Origin of the sequence: Nocardia sp. NPDC050793, from assembly GCF_040654065.1 — a bacterium.
Lineage (GTDB): Bacteria > Actinomycetota > Actinomycetes > Mycobacteriales > Mycobacteriaceae > Nocardia.
The window spans coordinates 208,718-229,349 of the sequence record NZ_JBFAHG010000007.1 but is presented as its reverse complement, the minus strand read 5'-3'; the positions used below and the strand labels follow the sequence as shown (position 1 = coordinate 229,349).

Sequence of the window (20,632 nt, the reverse complement as noted above, 5' to 3'; positions counted from 1 at the left end):
CGATTCAGCCGAGAACTCGGCGGTTCTGACGGGCCGAGACGAGCAGCCGCCCCGACTCGTCCCAGATGTCGACGTCGTCCACCGACCAGCCCCCGCCGGTGCCGGTGTTGGCGGCGCGCACGAGCACCCGCTGCGAGGCGGGTTCGGCGAAGTCGGTGTGCACGTACATCGAGAAGCCGACCGTCGGGACGGCGACCGGAGCGGAGAGCGTGGGAAAGATGCCCGGCGGCAGCGCGTCGGCCAGGATCGCGAGCGTGGCCGCGTCGGTGGCCATCGGCGGGTCGAGGGCGATCCACGCGCACATCCAGGGCTGCGCGGCCGCGGTGAGCGGCAACGGGCCCGCGGCGGGGCGAATGTCGAAATGCGCTCCGGCGGGGACGATCTCGGGCGGCAGCCGGAATACCGCGCAAGCATCGGCCGCAGCCACCTCGGGGGCGGGTCGTTCGGTTCGGTCTGGCACCGAGCTCGGTGCGGTCCGGCCGAGCATGATCGACGCGGCCGCGACCGGTCCCGATTCCTGGCGCGCGACCACGTCGACGATCGCGGTGCTGCGACCGATCGGCTGCGGGGTGGCCGAGAAGGCGAACGCGCCGTCGACAGGCCGACCCAGGAACCGCATGTCCACGGCGCGTACCGGCAGGTCGTCGCTCGCCGCTCGCCGCGCCACCTCGACCAGCAGCGCGGCGAGCACGCCGCCGTGCGGACCGGTCCAGCCACGCCACGTTCGATCCACCTGCGCCTGCCAGGTCCCGGGGCCGGTCGCGTCGAGCGCGAACACGTCGCCCAGCGACCGCTGAGTGAGTTGCTTCATGAAACGCACCATAGGTTAGTGAGTTCTTTCAAGCAACCGACTAGGCTGACAGGCATGCGCAGGACGAGCTTCGAGGACATGAACTGCTCGCTGGCCCAGTGCCTGGAGGTGGTCGGGGAGTGGTGGACGCTGCTGATCGTGCGTGACGCACTGTTCGGCGTGACCCGCTTCGACGACTTTCACTCCCGGCTCGGCATCGCCCGCAATGTGCTGACCCAGCGCCTGGAACACCTGGTGGGGAACGGCATCCTGGAAAAGGTTCCGTATCAAGAGAATCCGCCGCGACACGACTACCGGCTCACGCCGAAGGGGCGTTCGCTGTGGCTGGTCGTCACCGCGATGCGGCAGTGGGGCGACGAATGGGCCGCGCCCGACGGTCCGCCGCTGGAGTCGGTGCACACCACCTGCGGCCACCGGACGACGATCGAACCGGTGTGCTCGGAGTGCGGCGAGCGCGTCCGGGTGCGTGAACTGCGGCCGGTGTACGGCCCCGGCGCTCGGGACAAGACGCTGATCCCAGCCGCGCTGGCCCAGGACGCGGCCCGCAGCGCGCCGCCGCGATAGGCTGCGCGCGTGACGGACGCGCAGGTGGAAACGGTCATCGACACGGTCGCGTGGGTGCGGATCGAAGACGGACGCATCCTGTGCGCGCGACCGCGCGGCAAGGACATCTTCTACATTCCCGGCGGCAAAAGGGAAGGCGCGGAGACGGATCTGGAGACGCTGCTGCGCGAGGTCGAGGAGGAGCTCACCGTCGCGCTGGTGCCCGAATCCGTCAGGCATGTCGGCACGTACGAGGCGGCGGTGCACGGGCCGGTCGACGGTGTGACGGTCCGCATGAGCTGCTACAGCGCCGACTATCGCGGCACGCTCACCGCCAGCAACGAGATCGACGAGATGGCATGGTTCGGCTACGCCGATCGCGATTCGGTGCCGCCGGTCGACCAGCTGCTCTTCGACGATCTCGCCGAGGCCGGTCTGCTGCGCTGAGGTCGTGCCCGCGCTCACAGCTCCGCTGTCTATACGCCACCGTATGTGATGTCTAACCTGGTCATATACGGCACCGTATAGGACGGGCCGATGGGCAAAGGAGTCCGCACGATGCCGGAGTTGTCACGAGCCGACGAGATGACCGGGGACGAGGCCGAGTTGCCTGTGTTCCAACAGCACGAGATTCCCGACTCCATCCTGTCGCGCGCCACGGTCGCCGACCCGGACTACATCGACCTGTTCACCCTCGTCATCGGCGATGCCGCGGACTGGTCGCCTGAGCAGTGGGCGCGCGCGGCCTTCGAGGACGTCGCGGGATTGCAGGGGCAGTTCATCTGGCGGGTGCTGCTCGGAATGCGCCTCGCCTGGCGGCGGTCACCGGAGCGCGTGGCCGGTTGGCGGATCGCGGGCCGGGGCGACAACTGGATCACGCTGGCCGCGCCCTCCTGGATGCTCACCGGCAATCTGGTGATCCACATCGAGGATGAGCGCCTGTCGCTGGCCACGATCGTCGACTACGACCGGGTGATCGCCCGACGCGTCTGGACCCCGTTGTCGGCGGTTCATCGAAGCCTGGCGCCCGGTCTGCTCCGCGACGCGCACGCCGCCGTGCGCGCGAGACCGCGCTGACGATCGACAGCTCGATACGGCGGACATCGCGTCCGGCGCGCGAGCGGGCGCGGTTGTTCGCTCCGCGATACGGTCCCAGCATGAAGTCGGTTCGCTCGCTCGCCCGCTGGGCCGCCTACGCGGTGGTCGCGCTGCCGCTCGCCGCCGCGCGGGTCGCCGCCCGGATGCGCGTGCCGCGCAGGTGGCTGCGTGAACCGATCCGGCGGCGTGGGGTCACATCGGTGCGGATCGTCGCGCATTCGATTCTGAGCGCGGGCGTCGGTCTACTGACGTGGTTTCTCGTCCTCCTGGCGAGTCTTGCCTTCGTCCGCGGAGTCGCCTACCCGCTGGTCGGCGCGAATGACTACGAGAATTCCTGGGGCGGGCCGACATTGGCCGGGGCGTGGGCGGTGCACGCGGCGCTCGGCGTCGGGTTGCTTCCGGTCTGGCTGGCGGCGCTCGCCGGGCTCGGCGCCCTGCAATTGCGGCTCATCCGCCGGCTCTTCGAACGCACCGGACCGGCATGGCCGATTCCGGTGGCGATCGTCCTCGCCCTCGGCGGTGTGTTCCTCTTCCTGTCCTGGCTCGCGCAGGTGTGAGATGGACGCAAACGCCTCCATTCGGGGGTTGAGGTGCGCCGCGCTCCTGCAAGGTCTTGGATAGCTCGATCAGGTGCTCGAGGGAGCGGCCGGGCCTCTCTCAGTCCCACGGGCTGGTGCGCACCGGGCCGGGGATGACGATCACCGCGATCTCGCCGTCGCGGGCACGGCCAGCCCACACCTGGGCCCAGCCTTCGGGGACGCCAAAGGTCAGCAGGTCGGCCCGGTGCTCCTCGTCGCGGGCGAGCTCGAAGTAGCCCTCGCAGAGGTCTTCGGTGTCCCGTCCGGGAGCCGGCTGGCCGAAGTCGGAGTCTGCCGCGCCCTCCAGGAAGCGGCGGAAAGGCGCGGTCAGCGATTCCCAGGCGGTGGCGTCGGCGAAGCAGCCCATGGCCTCTTCCGCCTCGAACCCCGCACGATCGGCGCGTGGTCCCGACGGGTCTTCGCCCCTGCCGAGCACCAGCTCCCACGTGACCACTGGCTCGTCACGGATGCGCAGGCGCGTCGCGGCACACTCCCGGTACTCGGTGTAGTAGCCGTCGATGAGGCTGGGTGAGTCCGACCAGGACGCCTCCACCGGGTACGTGCCGGGCGGGACGCGAAGAGCGAGCTCGTGCGGCGGCTCGGTGCTCCAGGGCGAGTCCACGACCAGTCGGCCGCTCGGCAGCCGGATCACGGCGACCTTCTGCACGTCGACGATATCGATCCAGCTGTACGGCGTGTGCGGATCGCCTCCGATCCGCTGGCCTACCCTGAACAGTCCATCGAGATACTCCCGTGACTCCGGCCTGAGCTCGTCCATGCCCCGCCCCTTCCCTCTTCACGTCCACGGCATCCGCAGCCCGACCCTACTCACCCGCGCCGATCTCGCGACCTGCTGGCCCGTCTGCATCCCCGTCCAGGCCGGCGAGCACTTTCGAAAGCCAAACCCCTTCGCCACCGACGGGCGGGCCTTGCGGTCGGTAAGGAACACCGGTCCGGACTTTCGGCCGGCCAGAAGTCTCGGCAGCAGCCGAGAGGTGCCGGTCTGCCAGCGATGAGATCCCGCGCCCCGCCCTTGCGGGTCATCACCGCGCACCAGTTCGCCGTGTCCAGGTCGGGCACGTCGATCATCAGCACCTCCTCCGCGCGCGCCGAGGACTCGTAGAGCATGTGCCAGAACACCCGGTCCCGCAGTGCCGCATTCGATCCCAGGATCTCGGCGACCCGATCCCTGCTCAACGCCTTGCTGGTGTCCGGTGGCGCAGGCTTGGCCGCAACCGCGCCAACGGGTCACCGACCAGTCACTCCTGCTTGCGCCAGTACGCGCACGCGGTGCGCAGCGCCGCCAACCGGACGTTGAACGTCGTGGCCGCCTTGTTTCCGGCCGTGTCGGCAGGCTCGAAAGCGTCCCCATCGCACCATCTCTCGCGCTATCGCAGATCAATTCCGGAGTCGACCCGCCGCGAAAGGGCCATGTCGAGGTCGATGTTCCGCCGTTGGCCGGTCCGGCTCTGGAATTGCTACTGATCGGCTGTCCACAGGCCCGCTGGGAGCCGATCTGTCTGCCCACCAGCACGGTTGACGGTCGCTGTCCGAACACCACCAGCTGGGACGTCCGGCGAAGGATCAGTAGGGTCGTCCTGTGGCCCTGCTCGTGCACCTGACACCGGAGAAGAACGCGCGGAGGATCCGCCGTGCGGGCATCACCGCGAGTGGCCCTCGACGCGGAGTGTTCTGTATGCCGGTGATGCCGTCTTATGTGCTGTCACACCAATGGCTGCGCGAGCTGCGCCGCGGCGGGCAGCGGCTGATCGTCGCGGTGGATTTCCGAATACCCGACGACGAGCCGGTCCTCGTCGGACATTACCGCGCCGCCGAGACGGAAATGTCCGCAGCCGAGGCTGTTTCGGTCATTCTTCACGCCGAGGACGCGCGCGGGTACGAGATCCTGGTGCCTCGCTCGATCACGCCCGCCGAACTGCATCGGGTTCGGCACGTGCGGCAGGTGACCGGGTGGCGGTATCACCCGAACGCGCAAGGTCAGCCGCCGTGCGCATGTCCGGCATGCCTGGGACGCGGTGAGTTCAAAGCCGCCGACCTTCGTCGCCGATTCCCAGTAGAACCTCCGGAACTCACGAAACCTCAGCTGCTGGCCCAACTGCGCAACGCGGACGACGACGACGATCTGATCGACGCACTCTACGGCTTGGGCAGCAGGAGCCGCGGCGACGTCACCGATGTCGCCCACCTCGTCGACCATCCCAACCCGGAGGTCCGTTGCGCGCTCGCCTCGGCGCTGCACAGTTACCGCGGCGGCGAGGCGCGTCGTCTCCTGGTGCGCCTGACCACCGACCCCGATCACGAAGTACGTGACGCTGCGCGGACGTGACCGTTGCCCTCAGCAGCTTGCTCGCACTCGCAGGCGATCACGAGGCGGCTCGATGTCGAAGTATTCCGAGCGACTGTGGCAAGAGAGAGCGGATCGCCTACGCAGGGAGGGTAAGATCACGGCGGGCCACGAGCGGGTCGGCTGGATCTTCTTTTACCTCGGCTACGGGGAGGTGATCCGGGTGCATGATTGGCGCATCCGGTCGTGCCCCCAAGTGTGCGAAGCTTGTTAGAGCAACTGCTGAACTGATTGAGCACCGCGGGTGACGATGGCCGTTCACGGCGGAACCGCCTTTTCGAGATCCACCGCAGCGGACACATCGATGGAGCCGTGACTCGTGGAAGGAGTTCTCGTGAATCCTCAACCAACTCCGCACTCTTATGGCGTTCCGAGCGCGCCTGGGATGGACTTTCCGCACGACCCGGGCTCGCCGACGGCGCTGCCACCAGGGATGGATTTCGGTGTGGTTCCCGCTGATGCGGGCAAACACCCACTCACCGAAGTCGTGCCGACCGGTCACGCTGTTCCCGGCACGCTGGAGTCGTTCCACAAGAGCGATCACCCAGACCACGGGGCGGTTCAGCCCGCTCATCCCGTGTCCCAATCAGTGCACCACGTGACAACCACCCCGGCAAGCCACGACCATTCGGCCGCCGCGGGGACTGTCCCGAGACCCCCGACCGACGCCGGGACTGTCCCTCATCACGATGCGAGTGTTGATGCCGTTGGATGGAAGCTGGACCGGCATCAGGCGCCGGATGGTGGCACCGCCCATGACGCCACCGCGCCAGCCGATCCGGGGCGGCCGCCGCTGACGCCTTTGCAGCCAGAGGACCCCATTCCCGGGCAGCCCACAGACCCTATTGGAAATCCGACACAGCCATTCAAAGACCAATCCCCCTCACCGCCAACCCACGAGAAAATGGCCACCGACTCCACCGAACACACACTGTCTGGATCAGAGGGTTCGCCGCACTCGTCGTTCGATGGCGGGGGTGGCGCGCTGAAACCGCCGGGAATGGATTTCGGTGATCCGACCGTCGTTCACGGATTCCACAGCTTCGACACGCAGTCCTCGACCAGCGGTCACGATCCTGTTGGCGGGATGGACGGCGGATTCGGGGGATCGTTCGAGATGGGCCCGCCGCCGGGCATGTAGTCGGTCGCGATCAGGTCCTGTCGTCAACAACACCGGGAGTATCACCACGATCGTGGTGACCGAGCCCAACGGCAGGATGTCACGCGCACACAGCCCAAGACTGAACACCTCCTTACCGCGCTCGGCCACATGGGACTGCTCGATCATCTGCCGTACCGGCGTGACCGCGCTGCGTCGTTCGCATTGACGCAACCGCGCCTCGGCATCGGCATAGTTGGTGACAGCCAGCACATTCCGATACCGCGCGGCCGCCCCGCGAAGTCGCCGTCGTCTTGTAGGGGCTTGCCGAGTTCGTATTCGGCTCCGTAATGCCTCGCATGGTCGGCAACGACCCACAACAACCGCTCTCGGGCGGCCTCGCGCTGCCCGAGAGCGAGTTGGCACAAAGCCAGCGCGTATAACGCTGCGATGTCGCCGGGCTGGTCAGCTAGAAGCGAGCCGAGTACGCCCAACACGCCACCGCAGCGCAGCAACCCGAAAACCCGGCCCTACCAGCCGACTACGGCATATCCGCCCGAGATTCGGCCGAAGCTACGGCTATCCCTAAAACCCGAACTGTCGGGGCACTCGTTCCAGGCCGGCCGCGACCTCGTCTCCGGTGAATAACGTTGTGCGCGCGCGGCACTCGGCGCGGGCGGTGGATCGTACCGTGAACGGTAGGGGATCGCCAGGCCACGAGAGGGTGAACTGTGCGACTCGCAAGACGAACGTCCATTCCTTGACAGGCGCGGGACTCCGGGGAAACACTGGACTACACCTAAACGGAGAGACTATCTCCTCTTAGGTGCCGACCGGTGGGCCCCCGGAAACAGCGTTGTTTTTCCGTCGAAGGCGGTTCGATGACCATCACGACAACCACCACGAACCGGCCAGGCGTCGTCGCCCTGCGCGATCCGCGAGCACGCGATGCCGAGCTGACCGGCGCCAAAGCGGCGGCCCTCGCCAGGGCCGCCGCCCACGGCCTCCCCGTGCTGGAGGGATTCGTTCTCACCACCGCGTGGTCGCATCGCGGCGACCCACCGGAAGCCGAATGGCGCGTCCTGTCCGGCGCGGGCGCGAAAGCCCTTGTGGTGCGGTCTTCCTCGGTCGCCGAGGACGGCGCGCAGCAGTCCATGGCCGGCCTGTTCACCTCGGTGCTCGACGTCCGCGATTGGCGGGGCTTCCGCGACGCCGTGGACGAGGTGCTCGCCTCGGGTCCGCCCGCCGAACTCGGCGCGGGCGATGCCGCGATGGCGGTGCTGGTCCAGCCGTTCCTTGCGGCGGGCTGGGGCGGTGTCGTCTTCACCGCCGACCCGGTCACCGGGCGGACCGACCGGATGATGATCACGGCCTCGCGCGGCGGACCCAGCGCGGTCGTCGGCGGGGCCGAGGCCGGGTGGACCGCGACACTGACCCGGCGCGGGCGCGTCGCCTCGGTCGCGACGCCCGACGCCGATCCGCTGCCGAACGGTCTGCGGCGCAAGGTCATTCGCCTCGCGCTGCGCGCGGAGCGGGTATTCGGCGGTGCGCTGGACATCGAGTGGGCCATCGATGCGCGGGACCGTGTGATTCTGTTGCAGGCCCGCCCGGTCACCGCATTGCACGGACCGGCGCGGGGACCGATTCTCGGACCGGGCCCGCTGGCCGAGACCTTTCCGGATCCGCTGCGTCCGCTCGAACAGGATCTGTGGTTGTCGCCCTTGGCCGACGGGCTCCGGGTCGCGATCGACCTGACCGGCGCCGCGCCACCGCGCGCGCTGCACGAGTCACCGGTCGCCACCGCGGTGCGCGGGATCGCGGTGGCCGATCTCGAACTGCTCGGCGTGATACGGCCGCGGCGCAGCGTCGCGCGGATCCTCGATCCCCGTCCCGGCGCGCGGCGGCTCGGCGCGGCGATGCGGGTGGGCAGGCTCGCCGCGGCGCTGCCGGAGTTGGCGCAGCAGACGTGCGAGCGGGTCGATACCGATCTCGCGGAGATTCCGCCGCTCACCGAACTCACCGATCTCGCCCTGCTCACCGTGCTGGACAACGCCCGCACCGCGCTCACCGCTGTGCACGGCTACGAGGCGCTGGCCGGAATGCTCGGCGGGAAGGGCGAATCCGCGCCCACCGCGGCCGCGATAGCGCTGTCGTCCCTCGCCACCGCACGCGCCACCGGTCTGCCCGACGATCGGGTGATCGAGGAGTTGCCCGTGGTGCTTGCGCTGATCCCGCCCCGGATCGGCCCGCCGCAGCCGGTGCCGGGGGTCGAGGGCGCCGCGCTGCCCATCGGAGACGGCGCGGGCGAGCTGGCGCTGGCCAGGGAAGCACTGCGGCTGCGCGCCCGCTGGGTGCAGGAACTCTGCGCCAGGGCGGCATGGGAACTCGGGGTCCGCCTCACGACGGCACGGCTGCTGGAAGGCCCCGACACTTTGGCACTGCTCACGCTGGACGAACTGCGAACCGTCGTGCGACATCGGCGACTGCCGGACGACCTTCCCGACCGCACGCTGCCGGACCAGACACCGTTGCCCGCCGAATTCCGGCTCGCCACCGACGGTTACCCGATCGCTGTGGCGCGCAGGCGGGCCCACGCCGACCGCGGCGTCGGCGCCGGCGGGGGAGTCGGCCGCGGGATGGTGCACATCGGCGACAACCCGCCCGCCGGGTCGGTGCTGATCGTGCGGCATCTCGACCCTCGGCTGGCCGTTGTGGTGCCGAGGCTGTCCGGCCTGATCGCCGAAACCGGCAGCCCGCTCAGCCATCTGGCGATCCTGGCCCGCGAGCACGGCGTCCCGGTGGTGGTCGGCTACCCCGACGCCACTCGGCGGCTGCCGGACGGCGCGGTGGTCCAGGTGGACGGGCGCAGCGGCGAAGTGCGGCAGACGACCGAAACGGAGGAACGCCGATGACCCAGGATCGCGGGCGTGGGCTCGGCGTGCTGCTGGCCGTCGGCACGCTGATCGCCACCGGCGCTTACGTCTTCGTCTACCTGTACCGGTGGGAGTGGAACCGGGCCATTCTCACCGCGACGCTGTTCATCGCGGCCGAGATCGCACTGGTCGCCATGCTGTTGACCAGGCGACTGCGGGATGTGCAGCGCGAACTCGGCGCCACGGGGGAGCGGGCGCGCACGGCGCGAATCGTGCACGCGGCCACGCCCGCGCCGCGGGTCACCTTCGCCTGGCTCAGCAGACCCGACCGGCTCGGCGTGTTCGTTCCGGTACTGCTGGCGGGCGGCGTGCTGCTCACCGGGGTGGCCTGGCTGGTGGAGCGACTCGCGAAGCTGACCGCGGGACCCGCCACCGAACGCCGCATCGTGGACGGGCTGGACCGACTCCAGCTGCCGCCCAACGGTTTCCTCACCCCGAGTGCGGACCGCCTGCACCTGCTGCACGGTCCACTCGTCCGGCCCCGGCGGTGATCCGATGCGCCGGATGCTGCTGCTCGGCGCGGTCGCGGCGCTCATCGTGACGGTGGTGCTCGCCATGGCCGACAACATGAAGTTCGAAACCGATCGGGGCGTGGCGGCGAGCACCCAGGTGGTGCGCTTCGACGCACGGGCCAAGGGCACCGGCGTGTCCTCCGAGCCCGCGCTGCGGTTGTGGGACGAGTGCGCGAGCCACGTCAACCACGTGCGCGTCCTCGCGGGTCCGGCGCCCGACGGCGACGCGTGGGCGGTGACGCTGGCACCGGCGCTCGGCGAACACACCGAGCGCCGCCTGGTCGGCTGCCTCGAGGATCTGACCGTCGACGGCGTGCTCGGCCACTACCTCGGCTCGCGGTCGGGGTAACGCCGCCTCAGGTGGTGACCGCCTCGCGTCCGGCCAGCTCGATGAGATGCTGAACCAGCGTCAGCAGCACGTTCTTCGCCGATTCGCGCTCGCGGGCGTCGCACAGCATGACCGGGGTGTCGGGGTCCAGATCCAGCGCGTCGCGCACCTCGTCCACGGTGTAGCGCGGCGCCCCGTCGAAGCAGTTCACCCCGACAATGAACGGCAGGCCGCGGCGTTCGAAGAAGTCCACGGCGGCAAAGGAATTGCCGAGTCGCCGGGTGTCGGCCAGCACCACTGCGCCGAGCGCGCCGCGGGACAGCTCGTCCCACAGGAACCAGAACCGGTCCTGGCCTGGCGTACCGAACAGGTACAGCACCAGATCGCGGTCGATGGTGATGCGCCCGAAGTCCAGCGCCACCGTGGTGGTCGATTTGGACTCCACGCCGGACAGATCGTCCACGCCGGTGCTCACCTCGGTGATGAGTTCCTCGGTGCGCAGCGGCGTTATCTCGCTGATCGACGACACCATGGTCGTCTTGCCGACGCCGAAGCCGCCCGCGATGAGGATCTTGACCGACGCGGCCAAGTGCTGCGGCCCGTCGGGATCGAGCCGGGCGGGGTCAAAGTTTTCTGATGCCATCCAGTACCGCTCGCAATATGTTGAGATCGCCGGGGCCAGCCTCCGGTTGCACCGGAGCCCGGAAGATCAGATGTCCCTCGCCGATCAGGTCGCCGACGAGAATCTTGGTCACCGCAAGCGGAAGTTTCAAGTTGGCCGCCACTTCGGCCACCGATTGCGGATCACGGCACAGGCGGACGATTTCCGCGTATTCGGGCTCCGGCCTGCGCAAGGTGGGCGCCCGGGAGGCGCTGACCACCACCGTCACGATGTCCAGATCGTGGCCCGCGCCCATGGTGCGCCCACGGGTCAGCGCGTACGGCCGGATCAGCGGTCCGGCCGCCTCGTCGAACCACGGCTCACCCCGGCGCGTCATGGCAATCGCGCGGGGGTGGAGAGATAGGAGCCGACGCGCTGGACCGTGACGTTCATTTCATAGGCAACCATGCCGAGATTCGCGCTCTCGGAGGCTTGCAGCGCAAGGCAGGCGTTGTCTCCCGCCGAGGTCACGAACAGCACGGCGCGGTCGAGTTCGATCACCGCCTGGCGGACTCCGCCGCCGTCGAATCGGCTGCCCGCGCTGCGCGCGAGTCCGTACAGGGTGGAGGACATGGCGGCGAAGTGTTCGGCGTCGTCGCGGCTCATCGCGGTGGAGCGGCCGAGCAGCAGGCCATCGGTGGACAGCACCACAGCGTGCCGCACACCGGCCAGCCGATCCACCAGATCGTCGAGCAGCCAGTTGAGATCACCGGGTTTGGGAGCGGTCACTACACGCCTTCCTCTTCGTCGGCGGGCTGCGCACGGCGACCCTGCCGGGTTCCATTCTCGATGGCGGACATCAGATCCCGGGCCTGTTCGGCGGAACGCTCACGTTCGGCGACGGGTTCGGTGATCGATGGCTTCGCCAGTTCGGGTGCGAGATTGGCCTGTCGGTTGCGTTTGGGCAGCGCGGGTCTGCCATCGGCGGTGGTCGCGGGCGCGTCTGCCGAGTTCGGCGGCGTCTGTTGGGGTTTCGGCGCAGGCGGGTCCATGGTGAGCACCGCGGCCGCCGACTCCGCCGTGCCACCGGGCGTTTCGGTTCCTGGCGCCTCGATGAACGGCACCGGATGACGCGGGCGTCGCGCCTGCTCCGGCGCCGGGGCTTCCGGTGCGGTCGGCGCGCTGTCGGTGACGAGCAGCGAGGTCGGGATGAGCACGATCGCCCGGATGCCGCCGTAATCGGATTCCGCGAGCCGCACCGTGACGCCGTGCCGGACGCCCAGCTGCGCCACCACGAACAGGCCGAGGCGGGAATCCGCCGAGAGCGTCGCGACACCGAAGTCCGGTGGGTTGCGCAGCATCTCGTTCACCCGGAGCAACTCCGCCTCGAGCATGCCCATGCCCTGGTCGCTGACCTCGACGACCACGCCGCGGCCGACGATGGTGCCGGACACCTCCACCCGCGACTGCGGCGGGGAGAACGCGGTCGCGTTGTCCACCAGCTCGGCGACCAAGTGCACGAGGTCGGCGACCACGGTGCCGAGTACGCGCGCCTCGGGCAGCTTGGCCACCCGCACGCGCGAGTAGTCGAGCGTCTCGCCGACCGCCGAGCGCACCAGGTCCATCAGCGGAATCGGATAGCGCCACTGCCTGCCAGGCTGACCGCCGCCGAGGATGATCAGGTTCTCCGCGTTGCGGCGCTCGCGAGTCGCCAAGTGATCGAGCTGGAAGAGCGTCTCCAGCAGCGCCGGATCCTCCTGGCGCGCCTCGGCCTCGTCCAGGATCTCCAGCTGCCGGTGCACCACGATCTGGCTGCGGTGGGCGATATTGAGGAAGACCGCCTTCACGCCCTCGCGGGTGCGTGCCTCGTCCACCGCGGCGGTCACCGCGGCCGCGGCCGCGTGCTCGAAAGCCTGTGCCACTTCGCCGATCTCGTCGCGGCCGTAGTCCAGCCGCGGCGTCTCCGTGGCGGGATCGACGTTCTCGCCCGCGCGCAGTCTGCGCATCATGTCGGGCAGCCGGTCGTCGGCCAGGGCGAGCGTCTCACCGCGCAACCGCTGGAGCCGCCGAATGATCCGGTTGGCCATCACCACCGCGACCACGATGGCCGCACCACTCAGCAGCAGCACACCGCCGCCGCCGAAGAGCGAGGTGAGCGTGGAATCGGCGGACTTCTCCTCGGCGAGGCGCTGGGTGTGCTTGTTCTGGACGATCCACAGATCGAGCAGGCCGCGGTTCACCTCGGCGGCCGCGTTCTGCCAGTCCTGCGGTGACAGCGGCAGCGGTGCGGGCTCGGAGCCGGTGTCGCCGGTCGGGGAGTCTTCGTGCTCGGCAGGCGCGACGTAGCGCCGGGCGACGGCGTTCTCCATCGCGGTCAGCTGCTGCCAGGCCGCGGAGTCGGCGAGCGCGGCGCCCGCCGCACGCTGATCGGTGTCGATCTCGCTGGCGAGCAAGGCGATCTCGGTGTGGTAGAAGCCGATCTGGCGCAGGTACTCCTCCACCGGCACCGACACGTCTCCGTTGGCGGTGACCATGGCGACGGCCAGCGCGTGACTGCGCGACATGGCCTCCGCGGCGTGCAGCAACCGCATGCCCTCGGTGATCTCGACACCGATCTCGGCGTCCGGCGCGGACTGCTGGGCCACCTGCGAGCCGACCGAGACCACGTCGAGCAGCCGGTTGTAGAAGGCGTACGCCTCGGCGGCGGGGAGCTGGCGCGAATCCGCTTGGGCGCGAACGCCCGCCAGGTGCTGGCCGAGGGTGTTGAAACCGGCCAGGTCGTCGCCGATCTTGGAGTCGTCGACCGCGCGGATTCCCTCGGAGGCCTCCAGCAGCTTGCGCAGCGCGCCGTCCAGTCGCACCCGCGCCGCGATGAGGGCGGGGCCGGTCGAATCGTCACCCGCCAGATGGGCCAGGGTGAAGTGGCGTTCCTGCTGCGTCGCCTCCATCAACTCCCTGGTCGACGGGATAGCGGCCTGCATCTGCGCCGCCCAGTCTTTCGCGGTGTTGCCCTGATCGACCAGGTATCCCGCCGCGCCCACGCCGATCACGAGCAGAGTCAGGCTCGGCAGGAGCGCAATCGCCAGTATCCGGGTCCGGACACCGAGCCTCGCTCTGAACATCGGGACAACGTAATTCAGCGGACTACACGGCTGTCATTCCGGTCCCGCTGAGCGGGACCGGATTTGACAAACAGTCGAACAGGTGATCCAACTATGGTTGAACACGCCGATGTTCGGAGCGCGGAGTGGTAGGCGATTCGGTCGCAGCCCATCCCGTGCAGCTCGGCCATCTGCTCCCGATAACCTTGGGCGAGGCTGACGCTCGTATTCATCAGGGCCTCAGTGTCTTCCACGAATGATTGACCGCGGTGCGGGTCCTGCCCTGCTCTGCTCTCGGAGATGGGGATTCGGGTGACCTCTCGCCCATGTAGTGTCGAGCGGACGTCTGCGATCGACGGGTTCCGGCTGGCGTACGACCGAATTGGGGCTGGAATCCCGGTTGTTCTGCTGCACGGGTGGCCCAGCGACAGGACCGAATACCGCGACGTGGTCCCGCTTTTGCCGATGCTGGACGTCGTCGTCCCGGACCTGCGCGGCTTCGGCGCATCCGACAAGCACCTCGAGGCCCCTGCGACTCAGTACAGCGCCGACGCGCAAGCGCGCAGTGTCATCGGACTCATCGAGGAACTGAAGCTGGACCGGCCAGTCCTCGGCGGGCACGACATCGGCAGCAGGATCGCGGTCGCGGTGGCGCTCCAGCGTCCAGATCTGATACGGGAACTGGTGCTTACGCCGCCGCTGCCTGGCATCGGTGAACGGATCCTATCCGCCGAAGCGCAACGAGAGTTCTGGTACGTGTCGTTCAACCAGCTCCGGCTTGCCGACGAACTCATCGACGGCAAGGCCGACGCCGTCCGCGCCTTTCTGCTGCACTTCTGGTCGCACTGGTCCGGACCCGACTTCGTCCTCGCCGAAGACCATCTCGATCACCTTGTCTCGGTGTACTCCGAGCCGGGTGCATTCACGGCATCCCTGGCTTGGTACCGGGTCGGCGCGGAAGGAGTCGCCCGCATCGCCGCCGAACGCCCTCCTCAGCCGGCCCAGCGCCTCGCCGTACCCACCACTGTCCTCTGGCCGGAGAACGACGTGTTGTTCCCCAGCAGTTGGGCCGATCGGCTGACTCACTACTTCACCGACCTGCGGGTCCGCCACGTCGACGACGCGGGGCATTTCATTCCACTGGAGAGCCCGCGAACGTTCGCCACCGCCGTGACCCAGGCCGCGACTCGAGGCACCGCTACTCGACACTCACCGTGAAAGTCGGCAGTCCGTTGTGACGACACAGACCCCCCATTCGTGCCACTGCACCAACGTTCCGTAGAAATCGAAGGTGACGACCTGCTCGACCGCCATGTCCCCGCCCCCTGAAGCTTGTTCTCGTGTCGATATTCGCGGAGCCCGGCTGAGCTTGCTCACTAATCTGTCGCGAGTCGGCGGAGTCCAGTTGCTGGGTGTCCGGAATCGAGGCGTGGTGAAGTAGCGACTAGCGCGCCTGCGATTGGTCGCGGTGTTCATGTTGGTGCGGTTCTCGATCCAGACGAGCAGGATGTCGGCGACGGTGCGGAGGATTCCCGAGCCGCAGGAACACATGATCGCGGTCGCTGACGACACCGTCGATAGTGAAGCGGACGACGCGAGTCATCGGCTGGGCGTAGAGCAGCACGATTTCGGCCCGCGCGCGAACGCGACGGCTGGTCGGCGGCGGGGTGATGGCTGCCACTCGGTCACCAGCTGTGGCATCGGAAAAGGCGGATACTGTGACCGAATGCGTAGTGGGGACTTATCGGAGCTCTGGCAACGACGTTGGCCCAGGTGTCCTCCGTTGGCGGCTGAGCTGAAGCATGCCTATCGGGAAAGATGGGTGCGGTTCCACAGTCTGCCCGGGTCCAAGCGCTATCCGGTTACCGCAGACGAATACGGCATCGTGCTCGACCGATACAACCAAGTCCTGGACGGCCTTTTCACCCGGCAAGAGGTCTACCTCGTCACTTGCGACTGGTCCGACCGTCTCGCGCCAGATACACGGCCCGATGACCACGCGCAATGGCATCCCGATGCTCGCTACTGGACGTCGGTCCGCACCGATCCAGCCGAGACCGACGCCGAGTTCGTTTCCTACACCCACCTGTTCGTCAGCCGGTTCTCCTGGCGGCACGGAGCTGTCGACGACCTTCTGCGCGCCGTCGCCGACGACGCCACCGCAGGGGTCATGATCGCCGACCTGTCCTTGGAGCGGATTCACCATCCCTACGACGGCGGCATGGATGTTCTACTGCCCAGTGCCGCCGAACGTGACACGCTCATGCATCAGTACGCGGGCTGGCTTTCCCATCACCCTGAAGGTTTCTGAGCTTCCGATCGACACCGGGAACCGTGTGGTCAGATCACCCGGCGCACAGGCGGATTGGTCGCGCATCGGAACCCGCGACTCGGGCGGCCGGGTTCCGCGGTCGATTTTCCCGAGGGACCGAGCCGAGCTCCGCTGTCTCCGAGACCGCTGGCGTCGGGCGGCCGCTTCGACGGATGCGCGGCGGACCGCGGCGGCCGTTCGCGCTGAGGGGCGGACCGGTCGTTCGCCGGGTCGGCAGACGGAGTGTGTTCGAGGCCACCGACGGCGTAGATTGTGTGTATCCCGAGGTTACTCACAAGTAGGAGGCAAGGATGCCCGCGCCGGAAGCCGGAGTCTTCGACCGTCTGAGCGCGCTCGCCGCGATCGACGACCACGAGGCTCGTTCGCGCAAGACGATCGCCGAGACGTTCACCGGCAAGCCGCTCGGCTCGGTGCCGGTCGGCACCGCCGAGGACGTGGCGTCGGCATTCACGAAGGCCAGGTCCGCGCAGGCGCGCTGGGCCGCACGCCCCGCCGCGGAGCGCGCCGCGGTGTTCGACCGTTTCCGCGGGCTGATCATCGAGAACCGCGAATCCCTGATGGACGTGATCCAGGCGGAGACCGGCAAGGCGCGCTGGGCGGCTCAGGAAGAGATCATGGGCATGATGTTCGCGGCCCGCTACTTCGCCAGGGTCGCGCCCGGTCTGCTGCGGCCGCGCAAGGTGCCGGGCGCCTTCCCGGTGCTGAACCGCGCCGCGGTGCACACCCAGCCCAAGGGGGTCGTCGGCGTGATCGCGCCGTGGAACTACCCGATGGTGCTGTCCATCGGCGACGCGTTGCCCGCTCTGCTCGCGGGCAACGCGGTGGTGGTCAAGCCCGACAGCCAGACCCCGTACTCCGCGCTGGCCGCCGCCGAGCTCCTCTACCGCGCTGGCCTGCCGCGCGACGTGCTCGCCGTGGTGCCCGGACCCGGCTCGGTGGTCGGCACCGCCATCGTCGACGCCTGCGACTACCTGATGTTCACCGGCTCCTCGGCCACCGGCCGGACGCTGGCCGAGCAATGCGGGCGCAGGCTCATCGGCTTCTCGGCCGAACTGGGCGGGAAGAACCCGATGATCGTCACCCGCGGGGCGAACCTGGACAAGGCCGCCAAGGCCGCGGTGCGCGCCTGCTTCTCCAACGCGGGCCAGCTGTGTATCTCGATCGAGCGCCTCTATGTCGAGAAGGCGGTCGCCGATGAGTTCACCGAGAAGTTCGTCGCAGCAGTGGAGAGCGCGAAACTGGGTGCGGCCTACGACAATTCGGCCGACATCGGCAGCCTCATCTCCGAGGCTCAGCTGGAGACGGTCACCAAGCACGTCGCCGACGCCACCTCCAAGGGCGCCAAGGTGCTCGCGGGTGGCAAGGCGCGCCCCGATCTGGGCCCGCTGTTCTTCGAGCCGACGGTGCTCGCCGACGTCACCGACGAGATGGAGTGCGGACGCAACGAGACGTTCGGCCCGCTGGTGTCGATCTACCCGGTCGACTCGGTGGAGGACGCCATCCGGCTGGCCAACGACAGCGAGTACGGGCTCAATGCCAGCGTGTGGGCGGAGAGCAAGTCGGCGGGCGAGAAGATCGCGCAGCGACTGCACGCAGGCACCGTGTGCGTCGACGAGGGCTACGCCCCGGCGTGGGGCACCACCGCGGCGCCGATGGGCGGCATGGGCATCTCCGGCGTCGGGCGCAGGCACGGCGCGGACGGCCTGCTGAAGTTCACCGAGCCGCAGACGGTCGTGGTCACCCGGTTCATGAATCTGGATCCGCCGCCGCTGGTTTCGCACAACCTGTGGCAGCGCTTCCTGATGCTCGTCGCGCGCAGCCTCAGGTTCCTCCCCGGCCGCTGATCCGCGGTTCGTCGATGATCCTTGCGCGGCCGGCCCGAGTCCGGCCGCGTGTTCGAGGGCCTGGCCGGCTCGGTCTGCGGTCGAGCCGGCCGGGCTCCCGTCGCCGGCTCTCAGGTGAGCCGGTCGGCTCCGGTGCGCGGCGGCCCAATGCCGCCGCTTCCTCGTCGGTGAGCGGGCCGGGACCGGACGAGGAAACGCACGCCGAGGGTCGCCTCCTGCGAGAATCCGCTGCCGCGCCCCGGCATCACGTCCACGGTGAGATGCGTGTCGTCGAGTGAACTCGCCTCGTGGACCCATCATGGCGGACGCGCCTGCGCGACGCGCCGGTTTCCGGGCCTAGCCTCGTACTCATGGACAAGCGAGAGCGACCGGCCCGGATCGCCGACGTGCACGCCATCGCGCGCGGGATGCCGCACGTGACCAACGCGGCAGGCCCGCGCGGCAACGCCATCTACCAGGTGGGCGGCAAGTCGTTCGTATTCTTCCGCACGCCGCGCCCGGACGCCGTGGATCCGCAGACCGGCGAACGCTACCCCGACGTCATCGTCTTCTGGGTGCCCTCGGAATCGGACAAGCAAGCACTCGTACAGGATCCGGACTCGCCGTTCTTCACCACACCGCACTTCGACGGGCACCCTTCGGTGCTGGTGCGCGCGTGCCGTCTGCACGAAATCACCCTCGGCGAACTCACCGAGATCATCCAGGACGGCTGGCTCGCCCAAGCATCGCGCAAACGCGCCGCCGGCTGGCTCGCCGCCCATCCGATCCCGCCGCGCACTTGAGTAGCCGGATTGCCCTGCGTACGAACGCATTTCGGAGGGACGCCGGGATTCCCCTGCGCGGCAGGGGTATCAGGGGGCCACATCGGGACCCGGTGGGCGGTCATCGCCTCACTTGTTGAGGAAGATGCCCGCCACGTCGGCGTTCTTGATGGGCGTCTCGGCATTGCGCTGGGTGGCGCAGAGCAGGTCGACGGAGATGATGGTGGCGTCGACGACGGTGCCCGCGGGTTCACGGTCGTCACCGGTCTGCTGTTTGACGAACTTCGTGATCGTCGTGCGCTTGGTGTCGAGATCCTGGGTGACGTACTCGTTGCACGGTGTATCGCCGCCCTTGTTGAGGGCCCGCTCGATATCGGTGCAGCTCGCCAGCAGCAGTGCGGCGGCCGCCATCCCGAGGCCGGTCCGTATCACGGTGGCGTTCATCTGCTCCTCCTGGTCGCCTGGTCGAGCGGATGGGCCGCCGCGATCGGTATCGAGGGTAAGGGTGCGGGGATTGGTCGCGGCGACGCGGTCCGGTGTGTCGATCAGGCGAGGCAGGTGCGCAGCGGGACGTTGAGCTCGGCCGAGGTCAGCGAGCCGTGGTGGCCGACCATCGCCGATTGGAGTGGTTCGGCGCCGGTTCGGATGACGCCGCGCGGTCCGAGCGCGGCGACGACGAGATCGCCGATGCGCTCGGCCACCGCGGGTCCAACGGTGGGGCCGAACCAGCCGCGTTCGATCACCTCGGTGCGTGACAGCACCGCGAAGTCGGAGCCGAGTGTTTCCCGCCATGCCGCCGCGACGTCGTCGACGGCGCCCTCGACGGTGTAGACGTGCCGGGCCCTCGGCTCCCCGCCGAGTTGGTGGACGCCGGCGCGCAGCGCGTCGACGTTGTCGAAGTCGACGGTTCCGGTCAGCTCCACCATGCCGTGATCGGCGGTCACCAACAGTGCCGCGTCGGGCGGCAGGTGTTCGGCGATGGTGGCGGCCAAGCGGTCCACGTGCGCGAGCTCGAGCCGCCACGCGTCCGAGGACGGGCCGCGCACGTGGCCGGTGGTGTCCAGATCGCCGTGGTAGGCGTAGACGAGCGAGCGGTCGCCCGAGCGCAACCCCTCGGCGACACCGTCGACCAGGTCGCCGAACGAGAGGCTCGGGCGGAACGCGCAGCCGCGCAGCACGGCCCTGGTCAGTCCGGAGCCCGCCTGGTACATCGGGGCGACCTGAGTGACGCTGATCCCGGCGCGGGCGGCGCGTTCGAATACCGTTGCGGTGGGCTGGAACTGCTCGGGCACCAGCTCGCGCAGCAGGTCCACCTTCGGGCCCTCGCCGTGCAACCGCCAGCGCAGTGCGTTCACCAACCGGTCGTAGCCGGGCACATTCATCAGATAGCCGACGATGCCGTGTTCACCCGGCGGCACCCCGACGCCAAGGGAACTCAGACTTGTCGCGGTCGTGCTCGGGAAGCCCGCCGCCAGCTCGGCCGAGGCGAGGCTCGACAGGAACGGCGCGTACTCGGCGTGCGCGGCGAGCGCTTCCGCGCCGAGCCCGTCCATCAGCAGGACACAGACCCGGCGCGCGGACAGCGCGAGGCCGAGCCGATCGTCTTCGCCGGGGACGCCCAGACAGGCGAGGACGGAGGGAAACAGGTCGGCCAGAGAACCCGAGCCGTAGCGTGGCGCGTCGAACACGAGGTCAGGATGTCAAGATCGGCGCCGCCACGGCAAGG

20 protein-coding genes and 1 pseudogene are annotated in these 20,632 nt (G+C 68.8%); 12 read left to right on the top strand and 9 right to left on the bottom strand.

What is annotated here, in order from left to right; genetic code table 11:
• Positions 1–4 precede the first annotated feature (4 nt).
• Entirely contained in the window at positions 5–811 is an 807-nt protein-coding gene (locus tag AB0H50_RS24255) for a thioesterase family protein (RefSeq protein WP_357456680.1), read from the bottom strand.
• Between the two features lie 54 nt (positions 812–865).
• Here AB0H50_RS24255 and AB0H50_RS24250 point away from each other — a divergent pair, with 54 nt between their 5' ends.
• The 4 genes from AB0H50_RS24250 to AB0H50_RS24235 all read left to right on the top strand — a co-directional run bounded on the left by AB0H50_RS24250 (position 866) and on the right by AB0H50_RS24235 (position 3,009).
• Positions 866–1,375, top strand: a complete 510-nt coding sequence (locus AB0H50_RS24250) for a helix-turn-helix domain-containing protein (protein WP_357456678.1) — start codon at positions 866–868, stop codon at positions 1,373–1,375.
• Positions 1,376–1,384: 9 nt separating this feature from the next.
• Positions 1,385–1,801: an NUDIX domain-containing protein gene (locus AB0H50_RS24245; RefSeq protein WP_357456676.1), complete on the top strand. Its 417-nt coding sequence runs from the start codon at positions 1,385–1,387 to the stop codon at positions 1,799–1,801.
• 90 nt (positions 1,802–1,891) lie between these two features.
• Entirely contained in the window at positions 1,892–2,431 is a 540-nt protein-coding gene (locus AB0H50_RS24240; RefSeq protein ID WP_357456674.1) for a hypothetical protein, read from the top strand.
• An 80-nt stretch (positions 2,432–2,511) separates the two neighbouring features.
• A complete protein-coding gene (locus tag AB0H50_RS24235; protein WP_357456673.1) occupies positions 2,512–3,009 on the top strand; it encodes a hypothetical protein in 498 nt (165 codons plus the stop codon).
• 100 nt (positions 3,010–3,109) lie between these two features.
• Here AB0H50_RS24235 and AB0H50_RS24230 read toward each other — a convergent pair whose 3' ends face one another.
• The gene (locus AB0H50_RS24230; RefSeq protein ID WP_357456671.1) at positions 3,110–3,808 is read right to left on the bottom strand and encodes a DUF4241 domain-containing protein; all 699 of its coding nucleotides are present in this window, start codon (positions 3,806–3,808) and stop codon (positions 3,110–3,112) included.
• An 822-nt stretch (positions 3,809–4,630) separates the two neighbouring features.
• Here AB0H50_RS24230 and AB0H50_RS24225 point away from each other — a divergent pair.
• The 4 genes from AB0H50_RS24225 to AB0H50_RS24210 all read left to right on the top strand — a co-directional run bounded on the left by AB0H50_RS24225 (position 4,631) and on the right by AB0H50_RS24210 (position 10,288).
• A complete protein-coding gene (locus AB0H50_RS24225; RefSeq protein WP_357456670.1) occupies positions 4,631–5,377 on the top strand; it encodes a HEAT repeat domain-containing protein in 747 nt (248 codons plus the stop codon).
• 1,998 nt (positions 5,378–7,375) lie between these two features.
• Positions 7,376–9,406, top strand: a complete 2,031-nt coding sequence (locus AB0H50_RS24220; RefSeq protein ID WP_357456668.1) for a PEP/pyruvate-binding domain-containing protein — start codon at positions 7,376–7,378, stop codon at positions 9,404–9,406.
• Positions 9,403–9,918 (top strand): hypothetical protein, encoded by a 516-nt coding sequence (locus AB0H50_RS24215; RefSeq protein ID WP_357456666.1) that lies wholly within the window; start codon positions 9,403–9,405, stop codon positions 9,916–9,918. Before AB0H50_RS24220 ends, AB0H50_RS24215 begins: the two co-directional genes overlap by 4 nt.
• A 4-nt stretch (positions 9,919–9,922) precedes the next feature.
• Complete coding sequence (locus AB0H50_RS24210; protein WP_357456664.1) at positions 9,923–10,288, top strand: hypothetical protein; 366 nt, start codon at positions 9,923–9,925, stop codon at positions 10,286–10,288.
• A 7-nt stretch (positions 10,289–10,295) separates the two neighbouring features.
• On the opposite strand, the gene AB0H50_RS24205 is transcribed toward AB0H50_RS24210, so the two are convergent.
• From AB0H50_RS24205 to AB0H50_RS24190, 4 genes are read right to left on the bottom strand one after another with little or no spacing between them, the layout of a single operon-like run.
• Complete coding sequence (locus AB0H50_RS24205) at positions 10,296–10,910, bottom strand: ATP/GTP-binding protein (RefSeq protein WP_357456662.1); 615 nt, start codon at positions 10,908–10,910, stop codon at positions 10,296–10,298.
• A complete protein-coding gene (locus AB0H50_RS24200) occupies positions 10,891–11,265 on the bottom strand; it encodes a DUF742 domain-containing protein (RefSeq protein ID WP_357456660.1) in 375 nt (124 codons plus the stop codon). Before AB0H50_RS24200 ends, AB0H50_RS24205 begins: the two co-directional genes overlap by 20 nt.
• Positions 11,262–11,657, bottom strand: a complete 396-nt coding sequence (locus AB0H50_RS24195; protein WP_357456658.1) for a roadblock/LC7 domain-containing protein — start codon at positions 11,655–11,657, stop codon at positions 11,262–11,264. The genes AB0H50_RS24200 and AB0H50_RS24195 overlap by 4 nt, the downstream gene beginning before the upstream one ends.
• Complete coding sequence (locus AB0H50_RS24190; RefSeq protein WP_357456656.1) at positions 11,657–13,990, bottom strand: ATP-binding protein; 2,334 nt, start codon at positions 13,988–13,990, stop codon at positions 11,657–11,659. The genes AB0H50_RS24195 and AB0H50_RS24190 overlap by 1 nt, the downstream gene beginning before the upstream one ends.
• Positions 13,991–14,269: 279 nt before the next feature.
• Here AB0H50_RS24190 and AB0H50_RS24185 point away from each other — a divergent pair, with 279 nt between their 5' ends.
• From AB0H50_RS24185 to AB0H50_RS24175, 3 genes are all read left to right on the top strand, one after another.
• Positions 14,270–15,187: an alpha/beta hydrolase gene (locus AB0H50_RS24185; RefSeq protein ID WP_357456654.1), complete on the top strand. Its 918-nt coding sequence runs from the start codon at positions 14,270–14,272 to the stop codon at positions 15,185–15,187.
• A gap of 565 nt (positions 15,188–15,752) precedes the next feature.
• Complete coding sequence (locus AB0H50_RS24180; protein WP_357456652.1) at positions 15,753–16,280, top strand: hypothetical protein; 528 nt, start codon at positions 15,753–15,755, stop codon at positions 16,278–16,280.
• 311 nt (positions 16,281–16,591) lie between these two features.
• Positions 16,592–18,145 (top strand): succinic semialdehyde dehydrogenase, encoded by a 1,554-nt coding sequence (locus AB0H50_RS24175; protein WP_357456650.1) that lies wholly within the window; start codon positions 16,592–16,594, stop codon positions 18,143–18,145.
• 176 nt (positions 18,146–18,321) lie between these two features.
• Here the strand turns inward: AB0H50_RS24175 and AB0H50_RS24170 are convergent.
• A pseudogene (locus tag AB0H50_RS24170) lies at positions 18,322–18,411 on the bottom strand (DUF779 domain-containing protein); the annotation flags it as partial.
• Between the two features lie 84 nt (positions 18,412–18,495).
• On the opposite strand from AB0H50_RS24170, the gene AB0H50_RS24165 reads away from it, so the two are divergent.
• Positions 18,496–18,927, top strand: coding sequence for a hypothetical protein (locus AB0H50_RS24165; protein WP_357456649.1), 432 nt, complete (start codon positions 18,496–18,498; stop codon positions 18,925–18,927).
• Between the two features lie 108 nt (positions 18,928–19,035).
• On the opposite strand, the gene AB0H50_RS24160 is transcribed toward AB0H50_RS24165, so the two are convergent.
• Entirely contained in the window at positions 19,036–19,350 is a 315-nt protein-coding gene (locus AB0H50_RS24160) for a hypothetical protein (protein WP_357456647.1), read from the bottom strand.
• Positions 19,351–19,451: 101 nt separating this feature from the next.
• Positions 19,452–20,594, bottom strand: a complete 1,143-nt coding sequence (locus AB0H50_RS24155; protein ID WP_357456645.1) for a nucleotide pyrophosphatase/phosphodiesterase family protein — start codon at positions 20,592–20,594, stop codon at positions 19,452–19,454.
• Positions 20,595–20,632: the final 38 nt, after the last annotated feature.

What these genes read in the sequence shown, in the direction of transcription:
- AB0H50_RS24240 (WP_357456674.1), top strand. Translation starts at nt 1,892, where the DNA reads ATGGGCAAAGGAGTCCGCACGATGCCGGAGTTGTCACGAGCCGACGAG.
- AB0H50_RS24230 (WP_357456671.1), bottom strand. Translation starts at nt 3,808, where the DNA reads ATGGACGAGCTCAGGCCGGAGTCACGGGAGTATCTCGATGGACTGTTC.
- AB0H50_RS24160 (WP_357456647.1), bottom strand. Translation starts at nt 19,350, where the DNA reads ATGAACGCCACCGTGATACGGACCGGCCTCGGGATGGCGGCCGCCGCA.
- AB0H50_RS24255 (WP_357456680.1), bottom strand. Translation starts at nt 811, where the DNA reads ATGAAGCAACTCACTCAGCGGTCGCTGGGCGACGTGTTCGCGCTCGAC.
- AB0H50_RS24210 (WP_357456664.1), top strand. Translation starts at nt 9,923, where the DNA reads ATGCGCCGGATGCTGCTGCTCGGCGCGGTCGCGGCGCTCATCGTGACG.
- AB0H50_RS24205 (WP_357456662.1), bottom strand. Translation starts at nt 10,910, where the DNA reads ATGGCATCAGAAAACTTTGACCCCGCCCGGCTCGATCCCGACGGGCCG.
- AB0H50_RS24215 (WP_357456666.1), top strand. Translation starts at nt 9,403, where the DNA reads ATGACCCAGGATCGCGGGCGTGGGCTCGGCGTGCTGCTGGCCGTCGGC.
- AB0H50_RS24165 (WP_357456649.1), top strand. Translation starts at nt 18,496, where the DNA reads ATGGACAAGCGAGAGCGACCGGCCCGGATCGCCGACGTGCACGCCATC.
- AB0H50_RS24185 (WP_357456654.1), top strand. Translation starts at nt 14,270, where the DNA reads ATGGGGATTCGGGTGACCTCTCGCCCATGTAGTGTCGAGCGGACGTCT.
- AB0H50_RS24175 (WP_357456650.1), top strand. Translation starts at nt 16,592, where the DNA reads ATGCCCGCGCCGGAAGCCGGAGTCTTCGACCGTCTGAGCGCGCTCGCC.
- AB0H50_RS24190 (WP_357456656.1), bottom strand. Translation starts at nt 13,990, where the DNA reads ATGTTCAGAGCGAGGCTCGGTGTCCGGACCCGGATACTGGCGATTGCG.
- AB0H50_RS24250 (WP_357456678.1), top strand. Translation starts at nt 866, where the DNA reads ATGCGCAGGACGAGCTTCGAGGACATGAACTGCTCGCTGGCCCAGTGC.
- AB0H50_RS24200 (WP_357456660.1), bottom strand. Translation starts at nt 11,265, where the DNA reads ATGACGCGCCGGGGTGAGCCGTGGTTCGACGAGGCGGCCGGACCGCTG.
- AB0H50_RS24235 (WP_357456673.1), top strand. Translation starts at nt 2,512, where the DNA reads ATGAAGTCGGTTCGCTCGCTCGCCCGCTGGGCCGCCTACGCGGTGGTC.
- AB0H50_RS24220 (WP_357456668.1), top strand. Translation starts at nt 7,376, where the DNA reads ATGACCATCACGACAACCACCACGAACCGGCCAGGCGTCGTCGCCCTG.